The 16,834-nt window shown below is 52.2% G+C and carries 15 protein-coding genes and 1 riboswitch; of the genes, 8 read left to right on the forward strand and 7 right to left on the reverse strand.

Annotated elements, in window-relative coordinates; genetic code table 11:
• Positions 1 to 133: 133 nt before the first annotated feature.
• The 4 genes from PBOR_RS05135 to PBOR_RS05150 all read left to right on the forward strand — a co-directional run bounded on the left by PBOR_RS05135 (position 134) and on the right by PBOR_RS05150 (position 3,071).
• The gene (locus PBOR_RS05135; RefSeq protein ID WP_042210764.1) at positions 134 to 841 is read left to right on the forward strand and encodes a pirin family protein; all 708 of its coding nucleotides are present in this window, start codon (positions 134 to 136) and stop codon (positions 839 to 841) included.
• Between the two features lie 37 nt (positions 842 to 878).
• The gene (locus tag PBOR_RS05140; RefSeq protein ID WP_042210765.1) at positions 879 to 1,208 is read left to right on the forward strand and encodes a hypothetical protein; all 330 of its coding nucleotides are present in this window, start codon (positions 879 to 881) and stop codon (positions 1,206 to 1,208) included.
• 183 nt (positions 1,209 to 1,391) lie between these two features.
• A complete protein-coding gene (locus tag PBOR_RS05145; protein ID WP_042210766.1) occupies positions 1,392 to 2,486 on the forward strand; it encodes a Leu/Phe/Val dehydrogenase in 1,095 nt (364 codons plus the stop codon).
• Positions 2,487 to 2,732: 246 nt separating this feature from the next.
• Positions 2,733 to 3,071, forward strand: coding sequence for a DUF898 family protein (locus PBOR_RS05150; protein ID WP_099052442.1), 339 nt, complete (start codon positions 2,733 to 2,735; stop codon positions 3,069 to 3,071).
• A gap of 133 nt (positions 3,072 to 3,204) precedes the next feature.
• On the opposite strand, the gene PBOR_RS05155 is transcribed toward PBOR_RS05150, so the two are convergent.
• Positions 3,205 to 3,900, reverse strand: a complete 696-nt coding sequence (locus tag PBOR_RS05155; protein ID WP_042210767.1) for a peptidylprolyl isomerase — start codon at positions 3,898 to 3,900, stop codon at positions 3,205 to 3,207.
• Between the two features lie 175 nt (positions 3,901 to 4,075).
• Here PBOR_RS05155 and PBOR_RS05160 point away from each other — a divergent pair, with 175 nt between their 5' ends.
• The gene (locus PBOR_RS05160; RefSeq protein ID WP_042218946.1) at positions 4,076 to 5,299 is read left to right on the forward strand and encodes an MFS transporter; all 1,224 of its coding nucleotides are present in this window, start codon (positions 4,076 to 4,078) and stop codon (positions 5,297 to 5,299) included.
• Here PBOR_RS05160 and PBOR_RS05165 read toward each other — a convergent pair.
• From PBOR_RS05165 to PBOR_RS05175, 3 genes are all read right to left on the reverse strand, one after another.
• The gene (locus PBOR_RS05165; protein WP_042210768.1) at positions 5,296 to 6,630 is read right to left on the reverse strand and encodes a voltage-gated chloride channel family protein; all 1,335 of its coding nucleotides are present in this window, start codon (positions 6,628 to 6,630) and stop codon (positions 5,296 to 5,298) included. The two genes, PBOR_RS05160 and PBOR_RS05165, sit on opposite strands and share 4 nt — an antisense overlap.
• A 63-nt stretch (positions 6,631 to 6,693) precedes the next feature.
• Positions 6,694 to 6,755: riboswitch (Fluoride riboswitch) on the reverse strand.
• A 49-nt stretch (positions 6,756 to 6,804) separates the two neighbouring features.
• Positions 6,805 to 7,410, reverse strand: coding sequence for a hypothetical protein (locus PBOR_RS35270; protein WP_052429341.1), 606 nt, complete (start codon positions 7,408 to 7,410; stop codon positions 6,805 to 6,807).
• Between the two features lie 21 nt (positions 7,411 to 7,431).
• Positions 7,432 to 7,611, reverse strand: coding sequence for a hypothetical protein (locus tag PBOR_RS05175; RefSeq protein WP_042210769.1), 180 nt, complete (start codon positions 7,609 to 7,611; stop codon positions 7,432 to 7,434).
• A gap of 337 nt (positions 7,612 to 7,948) precedes the next feature.
• Here PBOR_RS05175 and PBOR_RS05180 point away from each other — a divergent pair, with 337 nt between their 5' ends.
• Together PBOR_RS05180 and PBOR_RS05185 are read left to right on the forward strand one after the other, a co-directional pair.
• Positions 7,949 to 9,841 carry a sensor histidine kinase gene (locus PBOR_RS05180; protein ID WP_167549517.1) on the forward strand — a complete coding sequence of 631 codons (1,893 nt, stop codon included), beginning with the start codon at positions 7,949 to 7,951 and terminating at the stop codon, positions 9,839 to 9,841.
• 116 nt (positions 9,842 to 9,957) lie between these two features.
• On the forward strand, positions 9,958 to 11,874 hold the full coding sequence (locus tag PBOR_RS05185) for a sensor histidine kinase (protein WP_245648042.1): 1,917 nt from the start codon (positions 9,958 to 9,960) through the stop codon (positions 11,872 to 11,874).
• Between the two features lie 14 nt (positions 11,875 to 11,888).
• On the opposite strand, the gene PBOR_RS05190 is transcribed toward PBOR_RS05185, so the two are convergent.
• Both PBOR_RS05190 and PBOR_RS05195 read right to left on the reverse strand, forming a co-directional pair.
• The gene (locus PBOR_RS05190; RefSeq protein ID WP_245648045.1) at positions 11,889 to 12,128 is read right to left on the reverse strand and encodes an NHLP leader peptide family RiPP precursor; all 240 of its coding nucleotides are present in this window, start codon (positions 12,126 to 12,128) and stop codon (positions 11,889 to 11,891) included.
• A gap of 84 nt (positions 12,129 to 12,212) precedes the next feature.
• The gene (locus PBOR_RS05195; RefSeq protein ID WP_042210773.1) at positions 12,213 to 13,151 is read right to left on the reverse strand and encodes a M14 family metallopeptidase; all 939 of its coding nucleotides are present in this window, start codon (positions 13,149 to 13,151) and stop codon (positions 12,213 to 12,215) included.
• Positions 13,152 to 13,373: 222 nt separating this feature from the next.
• Between PBOR_RS05195 and PBOR_RS05200 the strand changes: the two genes are divergently transcribed.
• Entirely contained in the window at positions 13,374 to 14,450 is a 1,077-nt protein-coding gene (locus PBOR_RS05200) for a Gfo/Idh/MocA family protein (protein ID WP_042210774.1), read from the forward strand.
• 392 nt (positions 14,451 to 14,842) lie between these two features.
• Here PBOR_RS05200 and PBOR_RS05205 read toward each other — a convergent pair whose 3' ends face one another.
• Positions 14,843 to 16,777, reverse strand: coding sequence for a beta-N-acetylhexosaminidase (locus PBOR_RS05205; RefSeq protein ID WP_052429342.1), 1,935 nt, complete (start codon positions 16,775 to 16,777; stop codon positions 14,843 to 14,845).
• Between the last annotated feature and the right edge of the window lie 57 nt (positions 16,778 to 16,834).

A 16,834-nucleotide genomic window follows, 5' to 3' on the forward strand; every position in this document is an offset into this window, starting at 1 on the left:
TGAAGAAACGGATGCCGCCCCTGAGGACGGTGCCCGTTTCTTCTTGTTTGCGGAGCTTTCTGCTACACTGAAGATATTGAACGCATGAACTTAAGTTAAGACAGACAATAACAGCCTTTAGGAGGAGATCACATTGATTAAAGTATATCCTGCAGAGTCTGCACACCGGTTCGATCACGGCTGGCTGAAGGGCAGTCATGTCTTCTCGTTTGGCGATTTCTATGATCCTGACAATACAGCTTTCGGCCCGATGCGGGTCTGTAACGACGATACCATCTCTCCGGGAAGAGGCTTCGGTGCCCATCCGCACAGTGACATGGAGATTGTCTCCATTGTGCTGTCCGGCGTGCTGCGCCATGAGGATAACCTGGGCAATGTGGCGGAGACTTCCTTTGGCGGTATTCAGCGGATGTCAGCCGGAACAGGTGCCATTCATACGGAACATAACCCTTCAGACAGCGAGCCGGTGCGGCTGCTGCAGCTGTGGTTCATGCCGCGTACACGGGGCACGGCTCCTTCCTACGCGACAGGGCGTTTCGACCCGGCGAAGCTTGAAGGAAGACTCCTTCCGGTAGTGGCGGCTGAAGCCTCAGCGGAGGTTGTCGGTATCGCCCAGGATATGACCATCTATCTGGGCAGAACGCTGGCAGGCGGACGGCTGGATTTCCGGCAGGAGCTGGGACGGCGGATCTTCATCTATTTGATCGAGGGACAAATTACACTGAACGGGGACGCTGTGCTCAGGCCGGGAGATTCTGCCCGGATTGAGGCGGTCAGCCAGCTCGCGCTGCAGGCAGACAAGGATACGGATACGCTTGTCATGCTGATTGATCTGCCTTGAATAAGGCTTGAACCCATATTTGGAGGAGGAATCCCTAATGGCAGAACAGGAAAGAGTGCTGGTGAAGCATTCCGTAACGGGGCGCATGCTGATCAGCAGTACAGACGGCATAGGCTATACCTTCGATAAGCAGGGCGGACTGACCCTGATTACCCTGACCGGAGTTACAGCTGCACAAGGCGCGGCGGTTACCGGACTGAAGGCTGAATTGAATGTATTCCGTTTCGAGGAACCCGCTGACGGGCCGGTGATCAAGCACTGGTATTATGTAGGTGATAATCCTGTAGTGTATGATGCCGCCTCCGGCCGCCTGACGATAGCTGTACAATCAGAGATCAAATACCGGCCTGATCAATACTGGGAATAAAGCGGCATAGACATCAACCTTGACTCTCTAACGTTTCACGTAAGGTTGATGTCTGCTGCTTGCCTGAATTTGCTGAAAAAAGCTGAAAATGGGACAAAATATATTGACAACATGTCCTGAAAGGACTAGCTTTGTTATGAAACGTAACATGTACATAAAGTGGAGACAGGAGAAATGAATCTAATGGAATTGTTTGCGGCAATGGAGCGGGACGACTACGAGGAAGTGCTGTTTTGTCAGGATAAGGCATCAGGCTTAAAGGCGATCATTGCCATTCATGACACAACACTGGGTCCCGCACTGGGTGGAACGAGAATGTGGACATATGCTACAGAGGAAGAGGCGGTTGTGGACGCGCTTCGGCTGGCCAAGGGCATGACTTATAAGAATGCGGTTGCCGGGCTGAATCTGGGCGGCGGCAAGACGGTGATTATAGGTGATCCCCAAAAAGATAAAAATGAGGCGATGTTCCGCGCCTTCGGCAGATACATACAGGGCTTGAACGGCCGTTATATTACAGCCGAGGATGTAGGCACAACGGAAGAAGATATGGACATCATCCATCAGGAGACGGATTTCGTCACCGGGATCTCGGCTACCTATGGTTCCTCCGGCAACCCTTCACCGGCTACAGCCTTCGGGGTATATCAGGGAATGAAGGCAGCGGCGAAGGCAGCATTCGGCAGTGATTCACTGACAGGCAGAACCGTTGCTGTGCAGGGTGTCGGCAATGTATCCTTCACGCTGTGCAAATATCTTCATGAAGAGGGCGCACGCCTGATCGTCACAGATATTAATAAAGAAGCTGTCAGCCGGGCAGTAGAGGCTTACGGTGCTACAGCGGTGGACCCGGGCGAGATTATCGGGGCGGATTGCGATATCTATGCGCCGTGCGCACTCGGTGCCACCATCAATGATGAATCCCTGCCGCTGCTGAGAGCCAAGGTTGTGGCAGGAGCCGCTAACAATCAGCTCAAAGAGCCGCGCCACGGGGATGCCCTGCATGAGATGGGGATTGTCTACGCCCCGGATTATGTCATTAATGCCGGCGGTGTAATCAATATCGCAGACGAGCTGAACGGCTATAACAAGGAACGGGCGTTCAAGCAAATCGCCAAAATCTACGACAGCATTACCCGCGTGCTGGAAATCTCCCAGCTGAGCGGGATTCCAGCTTACGCTGCAGCGGACCAGCTCGCAGAGGAGCGGATCTCGCTGCTGCGGAACAGCCGCAGTACCTTCCTGCGCAACGGGCAGCATGCCCTCAGCAGAAGATAAGTTAGGCGGCCGGAGCAGGAGCGGTGATCCCGCTGTATCATCCGGGCAGCTAATGAAATTGTACATCGTCCGGCCCTGTTCCGCGCTATTTGGCGCTGAACAGGGCCGGTTCTTTTTATATAGCAGATCATTCGACAATTAGTTGGCTATTTCATACAGGATAGTGAGAAATGTAGCAGTAGCCGGCATGGATAATAAGGAAAATAGAACCAGGTAAGATCTTACAGGATTGAAAGGTGGAGACACATGGCAGTGAATATGAATGCGGCAATGAATTACGGAAGCAGGGAGTCCTACTTTGACGGGACGCTTATCGAGTACATTGGCTGGTGCCTGGCAGGCTGGCTCGTTACGGTGTGTACCCTCGGGATTTGCTATCCTTGGTCCGTGGTGATGATCTACCGCTGGAAGGTGGAGCATACCGTAGTAAACGGACAGCGTCTGCGGTTTGACGGCAGTGCAGTAAGCTTGTTCGGACAATGGATCAAGTGGTTCGTACTGTCGGTAATAACCCTCGGCATCTACAGCTTCTGGGTAAGGATTAAGCTGGAGCAGTGGAGAACGAAGAACACCCATTTCCAATAATCCGCCGCATGATTTAAGAATACGGTTTATAAAGCAAGAGCCATCCTCCGTAACCGGAGGATGGCTCTTGCTTTGCTGTACTTTGCGCTGCCGCTGCTGGAAGGGCGGCAGCGGATTACGCAGGTAATAGCGGTTATTGCACCTTTTGCGGCTCCGGGTAAGTTACGCCGAGGGTATCGACCGTAACCTTCTTCATCACCGGCGGCTGTTCGGGCCGGTCATCAGCATCACGCGGCAGATTGACGATATCCTGCACGGCTTCCAGTCCTTCGGTAACCTTGCCGAAAGCGGCATAGCTGCCGTCAAGACTCGGATAAGCGGCGGCCATAATGAAGAACTGCGAGCCTCCGGAATTCATGTCCTGGCTTCTGGCCATGGATAGAACACCTTCTGTATGCAGCAGATTATTGGTGAATCCATTGGCGGAGAACTCTCCGGCGATACTGTAGTCCGGACCGCCCATACCTGTACCGTCAGGGTCGCCGCCCTGAATCATGAAGCCGGGAATGACCCGGTGGAAGATGGTTCCGTCATAGAAGCCCTTCTGGATCAGCGAAATGAAGTTGTTGACCGTGTTAGGGGCAACCTCGGGATACAGCTCAGCCTTGATGACCGCTCCGTTATCCATTTCAATTGTAACCACCGGATGGCTGGCCGTAGCTGAAGGCACGCCTTCCGTAGCTGCAGCAGCATTATCCTGCGGCGCCGCAGTGGCCTCGCTGCCGGCAGCAGCATTATTGTTAGTTGGTTTGTTGCCGCAGCCCGCCAGAATTACGAGCATCAGGCACATCGCCGCAAGCAGGATGACGGGTTTTCTTGTAGTAAGCATTAGTCACAATCTCTCCTTTTATCTTTGAATAATGGGGTACAGCCACTCTTGTATCATACCTTCTTTGTCCCGCTTCATGCAAAGCCTGCCGCTCCGGCCGGGATTGGCACATTCTCCAAAGAGGGGTAGAATGGGGGAAGTGCTTCCACAAAAACACAGAAGGGATGTGTACAGCATGAGTTTTTCATGGAAGCGGAACCTGATCGTGCTTTGGGTAGGGGTATTCTTTTGCAGTACGGCATATTCGATCTCGATTCCGTTCCTCTCCATTTTTCTCAGTGACCAGTTAGGTGTTACAAGCCATTTGGAGATCTGGTCGGGGGTCAGCTTCGGCATTACGTTTCTGGCCAGCGCGCTAATCTCGCCATATTGGGGTTCGCTTGCTGACAAATACGGCCGCAAGCCGATGCTGATCCGCTCGGGCTTCAGCCTGGCCGCGCTATATTTAATCAATTTCTTTGTGCATGATCCTTATGTATTCATAGTCGTGCGGATTCTGCAGGGACTGCTGGCGGGATTCGTTCCGGCGGCCATCGCCATGGTAGCAACCAACACGCCGGAAGAGAAGACGGGCTATGCGCTTAGCATCATGTCCACGGCCGGAGCTACCGGCAGCATCATCGGACCGCTGATCGGCGGCGTAGTCAGCTACTATTCCAGCAACCGCAGTGCATTCCTGTTCTCGGCTGTGATCGTGCTCGTCTCTGCACTGATCGCTACCTTCTTCGCGAAGGAAGAGAATTTCGACCGCTCCGCAGCGCGGTCCCGGGTCAGGGATGATATCCGGGAAGCCGGCAAGAACCGGGCGTTCATCACCCTGCTGGTGCTTGCCGGCATCAGTACCTTCTCCGTCATGATCCTGGAGCCGCTGCTGCCGATCTATCTGCTGGACATGGGGATCGCGAAGAATACCGCCTCGCTCAGCTCGGGCATTGTTTTCTCTGCGGTCGGCATTGCTACCGTGATTATGGCACCGCAGTGGGGCAGGCTCGGCAGCCGCAAGGGCTATGGATTTATTCTCTTCATCGGGCTGATCGGCGGAGGCATTGGTAATATTCTGCAGTATTTTGTATCAGGTTATGTCGAGTTTGCCATTCTGCGGTTTGCCTACGGCCTGTTCTATGCCGGCGTGCTCCCGTCAGTCAATGCGATGATTGTCCAGGTCATCGAACCGGGCTTCCGCGGACGGGCCTTCGGCCTGAATCAGGCGGCCAGCCAGCTGGCAACGATGGCAGGCCCGATTATCGGCGGACTGCTCGGAGCCTTCCTGCCGATCCGCTGGGTATTTGTCATTAACGGCATCATGCTGCTTACGGCAGCTGTGCTGGTGAAGGCCAACAAGCTGGAATCGAAGGTAGACTCAGCCCGTTCAGGAGCCAAGGCGGCAGCTCAGGGTTAACTGCCGCCGGCAGTTTTGCCCCCCGGACCTTTGACGGTTTTGACGTTAGCCAGCGTCGTTCCTTCAGGAACCGGGAGCAGTGCGCTTTTGGAGATGCCGATGAGCTGGGAACTGTAGATGCCGCTGTGTCCGGAGAACAGATAGCTGATTACGCAGGCGATGAACATGTATACCGCTCCGCCTGAGCCAAACAGCTCTATGCCCATAATGAAGCATGCGATAGGTGTATTAGTGGCTCCGCAGAAGACGGCGATGAAGCCGAGCGAAGCCAGAAAAGGCCCATATAGATGAAGCACGCCGGCCAGACTGTTCCCCAAGGTAGCTCCGATGGCAAAGAGCGGCGTCACTTCGCCCCCCTGAAATCCCGTCCCCAAGGTGAAGGCTGTGAAGATGAGCTTCCACAGAAAGGCGAAAGGATGTACATCCATCGTAAACGAATCACTGATTAGCGGAATTCCGAGGCCAAGATAGTCATGCGTACCGGCGATGTACACCAGGGCGATAATGATGAGGCCGCCGACGGCGCTTTTGAGCATAGGATTATGGATCATGGCTGTGAAGGTCCGCTTCAGATAATGGGTGAGCTCACTGAACAGCAGACTGATCAGACCGAACATGATGGAGGCGGCAATGACTTTGACCAGCACCAGCGCATCCATACCGGGGAATACATCCACCTGATAATGGATATGGTGCACGCCCCACAAGCGGGAAGCCACAAGATCACCGGTGAAGCTGGCGGCAAAACAGGGCAGCAGTGCCTTATGGCTAATCAGGCCGATGGCGATGACCTCCAGACCGAATACCGTTCCGGCCAGAGGGGTCCCGAAGATGGAGCCGAAACCGCCGCTGATTCCGCACATCAGTAGTATTTTCCGGTCAAGCGGGTTGATTCTAATCCATCTTCCGAGTGCATCGGCCAGACTGCCACCCATTTGCACAGCTGTCCCCTCACGTCCGGCAGAACCTCCGAAGAGATGGGTGATGAGCGTCCCGATAAGGACCAGAGGCGCCATCCGCAGCGGAACCGCTTCATTTCCCTGCTGAATTTGCTCCAGAATCAGATTGTTCCCCTTTGCGCTAGTCTTGCCGTAACGCATGTACATACCGCTAACCAGAGCCCCCCCCACAGGAAGCAGGAAGAGCAGCCAGGCATGCTCCAGCCGGACCTTGGTCACGGCATCCAGGCTTTTCAGGAAAATAGCCGAGGCACTCCCCGACAATAGCCCGACCAATCCCCCCAGCACCACCCACTTCACAAATGTACTCCAAAGAGCGAGCTGGCTCTGCCGCGCTGCAAGCTCCACCCACCGTGCATACTTCCTCTTCATCCCGCAATGCCCCCATATTACAGTATACTCCCTGAAAATAAACAGACTCCTACCAGCGAGTGACCACTGGTAGGAGTCATTAGCCCCGAAGGACGGTTATGGCGAACTCCATCGCCGTATTGAATGAAATTATAGTAAGTTTATTTCGGTCAAAAGTCAATACGGATCTGCCGCTTAGTCCTCTTCACCGCTGGAGCCGTTCAGCACATCGGTTCCGGGCATTGCGTCAGGGTCCGGGGAGACCGGGTCAATTGCGCTGCCGGGATCAAGCTCGTCGGCATCCGGGATATCCTCCAGCGGAAGCTCCTCATCCTCCTCCAGCAGCTCCTCATCCTCCGCATAATCAATAACATCGCCGGTCAGGCCTGCCGCGCCGGCGGCGTACAGTGCATCCGATTCCAGCAGCTCGTCCCGTTCCGGTGCAGGGGTCCCTGCCGAAGGGAGGCTCCGGTCCGCCCGCGGGCCAAGCCCGGAATCCGGCACATTCAGCCCGATGTCGGCAGCCAGAATATTATCGCCAACCAGTGCCGGATCGGAACCGTCATCCACTACACCGTCGAAGTCTATAGGTGTGAAGTTAGCGGGATCATGACTGGCCAGAGCGGATTCCAGCGGCCGGTTCCCGGCAGTGTCCACTTCATCGCCCGGACTTTGTTCGGTAATCGTGCCAAGCGGACGTAATTCTTCCAGCGGAATATCCTGTTCCGGGGAAATGCCGCCCATTTTGGTATAACGCTCATACACAAAGTCGGCTTCCGTTTTATTGAATTCATTGCCCATTGCTGTTCAGCTCCCTTTATTTTAAGTCTGCCCCTCTTTGGGGACAGCATGGTTAATAGCAGCTTTCTGATCCTTGTCCGGAAGTGCGCCGGGATAGGTACCTTCCTGGAACAGTCCGGACTCTTCATCAATATCCCGCTCGGTAATCAGATCCTCACGGTCCTGTTCTTCACCGTCAGCGGCTTTCTTATGAATGTCCATCGCGAGCCTCCTTTACCTATAGTAATTGTATACCCTTTAAACCGGCGGCGAATCTGTTCACCAGCCAGGCGGTCATTCTGTTAATATATTCATTCCTTCCGTGGAATAACCAAAATAACCGAGCAAATATAAGAATTTATATGTTTCACTCGATAAGTTATCCTTCTATTTTTCGCTGAACCGGCAAAGCCGCCCTTGGAGGATGGATTTGTCGTTTCTACTTATAATTCGAGGTATTTTGCCAGATAAGGCAGGTATAGTGCGAACGTTGTCGAAAATAAGAATCATATGAACTACGAAAATATAACTATGGATTCACTGGGGTGCCACAATGAAGTTGCCTTCAACAAAAACAGCAGCCGCACTGATTATGCTGCTGCTCGTGATTGCTATAATCCCGGTTGGCATTGCCATGGAATGGGGCGGGCATAAAGAAGTTGCCCTGCCGGTATGGCAGCTTAAATGGGAACACACAGCTATACATGATATTCAGGAGGCCATGACTGCTCCTTCCGGGGAGTGGAGAACGGTAGAGGCGCGGGAGGACAGGCCGCAACCGCCTTCAGGTGCAGATTCAGCCTGGCTGCGGTTTTCTCTGCCGCGTACAGAGGCGAACTCGGCACTCCTGATCGACAAAGTATACGGCGACAGCCTGCAGGCATATATAGACAACCGGCTTATCTATGATTCCAATGACCTTATCCACTACAGCGGCAACAAGGTGCTAATCCCGCTATCCCGGGAGGACAGTGCCAAGCAGCTATATCTGTGGAGTACTGGCGGCGGCAGAGAGTTCGGCATAGAGGGAGAAGTCAGGGTCGGCAGCTATGATAAGCTGCTGTCCTTCTATGTGAAGCAGGATCTCGTGGATCTTGTCATTGGAGCGGCGCTGATATTTATGGGCGGAGCGCTGATGATCTGCCTGCTGTTTCTCAAACCGGAGTTTTTCTCGGGCGGTTTTTCCCTGATTCTGGTCATTATATCCTTTGGCGTGCTGCTTATTACTTATTCCCCGTTTCTGCGGCTGATTGTAAACAGCCAGGAACGTTTGACGGGAATCTGCTTCGATCTGGCGCTTTTCACACTTCTGCCGGCGTTTACGATCTATTTCGAACAGTTATTCGGACCCGGCAAGCGTGGACTTACCACCCGGCTGCGCAATTTTCAGCTGGCGTACTCCTTGTTCTGCCTGGGTGCGCTTGTGCTGAATGCAGTGCTCGCTTTCCGGCTCGACTACCTGTACTCCTTCCTGACCGTTGATGTGACAGGTGTGCTGATTATGGCGCAGTTTGTTTATTTGCTGTATTTATCGCTGTCTTATGCCCGCAGGGGCAATAAAGATGCTGTGATTTTCTCCATGGGGTTCTCTATATTTGCCTTCCTGTCCTTAAGTGAGCTGCTGATCTATTATTTCTCTTCAGAGAGGTATCATCTGTATTGGTGGAAATGGGGAATGGTTCTGTTCGTCATTTCCCTGATCGTTATTCTGGGAAGGCGGTTTGCGGGGAATCATGAGCAGGCTGTGGAATACTCCAGGGAACTGGAGAAATTCAATAATGAACTGCAGCGTTCGGAGAAAATGGAGATTATCAGTGAACTCGCTGCCTCGGTTGCCCATGAGGTACGGAATCCTCTGCAGGTAACCCGCGGTTTCCTGCAGATTCTGGGGGAGCGCTCGGGCAAGAAGGAGAAGGAATATCTGCAGATGGCCATGGAAGAGCTGGACAGGGCCTCGGTTATCATTACCGATTTTTTAACTTTCGCCAAACCTGGTATGGACACGGTAGATGTATTTGAAGTCTCCGGAGAGCTGAAGCATGTGTCAGGCATTCTGGTGCCCCTCGCCAATCTGCAGGGTGGAGCCATTGAACTGCATCTGCAGGAGGATCTCCAAGTATCGGGCAGCCCGGCCAAATTCAAGCAGGCGTTCATTAACCTGATCAAGAACAGCATTGAATCATTACAGGAGGACGGCCTGATCGTAGTGACCGCCTGGAAGACAGGCAGACATGTGGTCATCAGTGTGCAGGATAACGGCGAAGGCATGAAGGTCAGTGAGCTGGCCCGGCTGGGGGAGCCGTATTATTCCAATAAGACGAAGGGCACGGGGCTTGGACTCATGGTTACCTTCCGGATTATTGAAGCGATGAACGGTTCTATAGAGTTTCAGAGCAGGAAGGGTGAGGGGACAGAGGTTATTGTTAAATTACCAGTCTCCGGTAATAATTAGGAATTATTTTTGTTTATTCCGTTTTTTTGAAGGGATGGGCGGAGGGCGGAGCGAAATACTAACACTAACAGAACTTTGTTTCTGAAACTTTCTTCTGAGGTGCTTGCATGTCTTTGATGTTCAAAAGTTTACATATAACCTTGGTACTCTTTCTGCTCACAGTAATCTGCGGATCGTTTCTGGTATCAGCGCAAAGCTACTATCCTGCCAGCGAGATCAGCCATTGGCAGATGAAGTGGCAGGAGGGTCCGGGAGACAGCGGGCGTAAGATTCCTCTGACGGAAACGGAAGGATGGATGGAGGTCGGAGCGAAGACTGAGATGCCTCAGATGCCGCCGGGGGTATCCTCCGCCTGGACGAAGATAACACTGCCTTCATACAGCTACGCAGCCCCTTCCGTCTATATTGATGCGATCTATGCCCTGCATGTCAAAGTGTACGTGGATGAGCGGCTGATTTTCGAGAACGACCGCAGCTTTATTAAGGATAATTATTCGCTGCTTGTGCCTCTGGAAATGATGGACAACGGCAAGACGATGTATATTTGGACAGAAACCATGAAGGACCGGATTGGAATCAAGGATAAGATCGTGGTCGGTGAGCATAGTGTGCTGATCAAGGATTATATTAAAAACGGACTTATCGATGTGATCCTGGGCGGCGCCTTTGTGTTCGTGGCGGTAGTCCTGTTTGTCTGCGCATTTTATCTGAATAAAGAGTACTTTCCGGTTGCCGCTTCTTTAGCTATAGTAATAGCCTCCACCGGAGTGCTGTCCATTACCTACTCTCCGTTTACGTATACCTTCTACAGTTATCTGGGGCCGGTCAGCGTAGTGTTCTTTGACGTGGCGCTATTGTCCCTTTTGCCTTCCCTGACCTTTCTGTTTGAGAAAATATTCGGCGGCGGCAAATTTGGCATCATCCGCTCGTTCCGTAAATTTGAGTCCGTCTACTCCCTTTTTTGTATCCTCTGTCTGATTGTTAATACGCTCTCCGGCGACCGGATTTTGGAATTCTACTATTTTGTCTCGACTAAGATTCTTGGGATCATCATGATCCTGCAATTCATTCTGCTAATCGCCTGCGTGATCATATTCTCCCTGAAGCGCAATAAGGATGCTATCATTTTTGCCATAGGTTTTGGTACTGCCGCGTTAACTGGGGTCACGGAGCTAGTCTGGTATTATGTTAAGGGCGGAAACTATGACCTGTTCTACTGGAAATGGGCGCTGGTGGTATTCATTCTGTCGCTGATTGTCATCCTGGGCCGGCGGCTGGCGCAGAATCATCAGCAGGTGGTGAAATATTCGCGTGAGCTGGAGCTGTTCAACAATGAACTGCAGCGTTCAGAGAAGATGGAAATTATCAGCGAGCTGGCAGCGTCTGTAGCCCATGAGGTGCGCAACCCGCTTCAGGTCACCCGGGGGTTCCTTCAGCTGCTCAGCGAGAAGTCGAACGGCGATGAGCGGAGATATCTGTTCATGGCACTCAGTGAACTGGACCGTGCAGCGAGTATCATCACGGATTTCCTGACCTTTGCCAAACCGGAGTTTGAGCAGATTTCATTGCTTAACGTGGATGAGGAGTTCAAGCATATTCAGAGTATTCTGCTGCCTTTGTGTCACCTGAACGGGGGCAAAATGATTTTGGATGTAGAGGATGGCCTGTGGGTCAAAGGGAATTCTTCCAAGTTTAAGCAGGCGCTGATTAATATTATCAAGAACAGCATCGAATCGCTGGGCGATGAAGGCACCATTCAGCTGCTGGCATATGGCAGAGGGGATAAAGTACATATTCATATTAAGGATAATGGGGTAGGCATGGAGCCTGCGGTCCTCAGCCGGCTGGGGGAACCGTATTTCTCTTCCAACAAAACAAAAGGTACGGGGCTTGGACTGATGGTTACTTTCCGTATTATCGAGGCGATGGAGGGGGAAATCCGCTTCATGAGCAAAAAAGGAGCCGGAACCGAATCCATCACCATTCTGCCGCGTGCAGAGGGTCCGGATGATTCCAACTCCTTATTAGCTTGATTTGTTAGTGAAAGTTACCAGATGCCGAGCGCAGAGACGTTAGTCTTCATCATTCCGGAAGCCGGACTTGGAGGAATAACGAGATAGAACTCATTGGAGCCTTCCTCTACTGTCTTCAATGTAATGTTATCAGGAAGGGTAATGCCGAGCACTTCTTTGAGGGCTTCTTTCGGATCTGTGAGTAGTCTCTGTTTGAAACTTGGATCTTCCCAGGCCTTCTGAATCACTTGATTCTTAAGAATTGCGTCTGACAATACAATCACCCTTTCGAATTGGTTATATTTTCCTGATAAGCATAACATAGGCCAATCTATAATTCTATTGCTTTTTTATATATTTTATAAAATATTCATATTTTTGGTTAACCAATAATTGAGCCCTCCGCTTTGCAATAATTGCTTCTCCGCTTCGATTGCTGCGGCCATATGCTGCAGGTTCTTCACCAGTACCTGATGGAAGGATAACAAATGGGGAAGCTCCAGCGTGAAGGCTTCAAGTGTTCTGTGATTGGTCAGAGCTGTCCCTGCATACGAAGCTAGTCCGCCTGTTGTGAAAATAAAGTCCTTTACCGATGATTTACTGAGCGGTTCCCCATCATCACCCCCGTGGCAGCGTGCCAGAGACAGCAGGCAATTGTAATTCCCCTCCTCCAAATCCTGTTCCCAATCCTCATAGTCATCAAGCATTTGCAAAGTCAGCAGTACGTTATGTATCATCTCCTCTGCTTCGGTGATCAGGGAGGCTTGGTCTGACAGCAACAGTGCCGCAGTGCTGGTAAGCTTAAGCGGACTGGCTTTATGGGAGATGCGGAGGCGGTCCCTAAGGAAGTAATCTCCGCTGGCTTCACCGCTTACACTGTCTGCCCACTCCGAGATGTAACGGCCAAAGTATGACCAGAACGGGGAATCCGCCGGAAACAGCGGACGGTAAATATTCAGAAACTCGACATAGAGCAGATTGGCCAGCGGAAGTGCATGTGCAGCGGTGAGCTCATTACTGTCCATCAGATCATCCTGGAGGAAAAAGTAGAGCATAAAGAAGACGTTGCCGACCGACATATGACGGGTCAGGGGAATAGTCAGCCCGCATTTGTCCTGCAGCCAGAAGGGGAGGAGATAACATATGTAATTTTTGTGGCTACCTGCCTTAAATACGTTAAACTGATCAAGATAGGACAGGCCTTGAGCATTAAGCGGTTCGGGAAACGCTGAGATAATCGTACGGCTCTCCTGAAAAACCAGGCGGAGTTCGTCCTCGTAATCATGAAGCCAATCCATAGGCTTGTCTCCTGTCAACAATGTATTGTTCTTCTACTATTAGGAAAAAAGTGGGTATTTGTCATGATTATAGTCCTAGATTCATCCTATTTCAATCCAATTTTGGAAATGAGGTCCTGGAGGGGCTAACGGACTATTTAACCGCAGAGATTACAGGCCGGGAGAAGGGCTGAACAACGGAATAACACTATGTGAGCAGTGCAGAAAGGAAGGATGTTATACATGAAGATTATCAGGTTCGGACTGGTGGGCGGAGGCTGGCGGGCAGAATTCTATCTGCGGATCGCCAGAGCATTTCCGGAGCGCTTTGCCGTAGCGGCATTGTACGTCCGCAATAAGGATAAAGCGGAAGAATTGAAGAGAAGCTGGGGCGTAGAAGTATATACTTCAATCGATACGTTTATTGAAGCAGGCGGCTTTTCCTTTGCCGTCATTTGCCTGAAGAGGGAGGCCAGTAAAGACTACATCATTAGACTGGCGGCTGAAGGAATTCCGCTCCTGGCTGAAACCCCTCCGGCGCCGGATCTGGAGCAGCTCACTCAGCTGTGGAATGCGTTGGACCGATCAGCCGTCATCCAGATCGCTGAGCAGTATATGTTCCAGCCGATGCATGCAGCCAGAATCAGGCTGGCCCGCTCCGGACGCCTCGGGACGATCAGCCAGGCTCAGGTATCCACAGCCCATGGATATCACGGCATCAGCCTGATCCGGCAGCTGCTGGATCTCCGCTTCGAGAATGTGACTATCCGTGCCCAGCGTTTCGGTTCTTCTATTATTAACGGCCCGCAGCGCAGCGGTCCTCCAACTGCCGAGGAGCTGGTTCAGACCGAGCAAACGCTGGCGACCCTGGATTTCGGCGGCAAGCTGGGAGTCTATGATTTCACCCGTGACCAGTATTTCTCCTGGATTCGCGCTGGCCGGCTGCTCGTCCGGGGAGACCGCGGAGAGATGATAAACGATGAAGTATCCTGGCTGCAGAGCTATGACACTCCAGTCTACAGCAAGCTGCGCCGGATCGATGCCGGTCATGGCGGTAATCTGGAGGGCTTATATCTTAGAGGTATTATGGGGGACGGGGAGTGGCTGTACCGCAATCCCTTTATCCCTGCCCGGCTTACGGAAGAGGAGATCGCTATCGCCGAGAGTCTGGACAGAATGCAGCGGCATGTAGATGGAGGCCCTTCCTTCTACAGTCTGGCCGAGGGCAGCCAGGATCAATATCTGGCGCTGCTCATGGAGCAGGCTGCGTTAAGGGGTGAGACCGTCCGTTCTACTACTCAGCCTTGGGCGGCGGAGTGACCAACTGGCGGGTGGCGGATGGAAGAGCGGAGCAGGTAGTATCAGGGAAGTGCCGGATATAGTAAAACGAGTCCCAATTCCACTATTGTGGATAGGGACTCGTTTGTTTAGAGATAATGAATGGCTGGTACCGCAATACAGTACAACTTCGATCAGAATTCCTGCACGAAATACAACATTCTTCGAGATATATAACCCGTAATCGGAAATTGTTGTAGGAAATGCAGCATTTCTTCTCCTCCAGGCAGCTTAGCAGGATAATTCCTGTATTTCATACAACATTCCTTGTAAAAGCCCACCTATCAGGAGGTTAAAGCTGTAATTCATACAACATTTTCTTGTGCTCACCTTTTCTGATCATACTAAGCGCTTCTATAGTCCTGGAACTAACTCTATCCTTGTACGTCAGCCTCGCCCAGCTTGGCTGCAAGCGCAACATACTCCCCGCGCAGGCGGACCAGCTTCGATACACTCTGCTCCAGGCCCCCGAGCCGGTTGCGCCGGGTCCATAGCTGCCGGTAATGATGAAGCAGGAGGTCCAGATCGTGAATCTGTGCCTGCACGAGCGCCGCATCAATCTGCGGAGTTGCCCCGGCCATTTGTTGCTTCAGCCGGGTAAGCTGCACGGCATGCTTCACGAAGTGAATTCCGTTGCTTAGTTCTTCTGCGACAAGACCGGCATCCCCGCATTCCAGGGCTAGCCCTTCAAGTCTTGCTTCTATGCCGGTGATATAATGCTCAAGCTGCTGAAGCTGCTCTCCGGCCAGCTTCTCTGCCAGATGCACATGATCCAGACTGCTGCGCAGCAGCATGGACATTTCTGTATCATTCGGGCGGAGGGTACCGGATTCGAATTGATAGTAATTTCCGAGGTCGAGCAGCAACTGTCCGATGGTTCCTGAGCGGTCATGGAAGATGGAGGTGTTCAGGTATCCCGCTACATCCGCATCCAGATTGCCCTCCACATTCCAGGCCAGTGCTGCCCCGTAGACGAATCCGGCATAGCTGACCGGCAGATGCTGCCAGTGGCCGAAATCGCCCCAGTCTGTAATCAGGTAGCCGATCGCGCCATTACGTTTGCCGTGCACTGCCGCACTGCGCAGATTAGCCAGCATATTGTCGGTCCGTCCGGTAAGTGAATTCCAGGAGCTGGTTCCCGGACAGACATAGAACGGAATCTCCGCTTCACGGAATTTCAGGGTATCCGCTTCGAAGGGATGAGCGGCGCTGTAGCCCCATTCCATGGCGATAATATCCTTCGGCAGGCGGGGAATCAGCTCAGGATGCTGAATGATGATATCGCCCCAGAACTGCATGGTTTTACCGCGCTCTGTAACGAGTCCGTGAATTTTCTGCAGGAACGACAGATAGAGCTCGCCTTTGCCTGCGGAATCGGCCTTAGCTTTGCTTTTGCCAAGTCCAAGCTCATAGGTCTCATCACATCCGACATTGAATAACTGTGAACGGAAGTAAGGAAGAAGGTCATCATACATTGTGCCCAGAAGCTTCAGCACTTCCGGATCTTCCGTATCGAAGGTTCCGGGGTGCATGAATAGCCCCTCGGGATACAGATCGCTGTCATACATATTATCGGGAAGCATGAAGCCCTCCGGAATTTCGGCCAGGCTGTTGAATTCGGGACGGGTCAGCCAACCCTCCATATGGCCGAAGCTGTTCTGGTTGGGTACCAGCTCGATATAACGCTCGCGGCAGTAGGCATCCAGCAGCAGAATTTCCTCACCTGTTATAGGGGTTTCCAGCTCCCAAACCTGCGGAAAAGACTCATAGGCAAATGGAACTCCTTCTATATATAGCTGTAACTGATTCAGCTTCAAATCGGACATCAGATCAATGATCGCGTACAGGGTTTCGAGCTTGGGGATTTTATTACGGCTGATATCGATCATTAGTCCTCTGGCGGCAAAGTCAGGCGTATCGCTGATTACCAGCAGGGGGATACTTCTGCCGTACTGCTCCATCAGCTGCTTCAGGGTTCCGGCCGCATAATAAGCGCCTTCCGGCGAGCCGTAGGCAACAGTGACACCGTGTTCATCAATGTCAATCTCGTAGGCTCCGGCTGTCAGCAGGGCATTATAGCTGAATGTAAAGGCGGAAACGGTGGAAGGGCGTATCCCTACAGAGATAGGCAGCGTGAGCTGAACCGCCTGTGAAGTTATCTGTTGAAGCTTACGGGCCGCCGGAAGTGCGGTTTGATGGGTCTCACCGGCCAGAACAATACTCCCCTTGGCGGGAATGAGAAACTGGCCTTGGGATACGGTGACCTTCTGCGGGTAAGGAAGCAACTGTACATTACGAATTTCGGGCATAGCGTGGACACCTCTTATTCATGTAGAATATGATCATCTTCATTACAACCATATCAC

It is taken from the genome of Paenibacillus borealis (genome assembly GCF_000758665.1).
Lineage (GTDB): Bacteria > Bacillota > Bacilli > Paenibacillales > Paenibacillaceae > Paenibacillus_AQ > Paenibacillus_AQ borealis.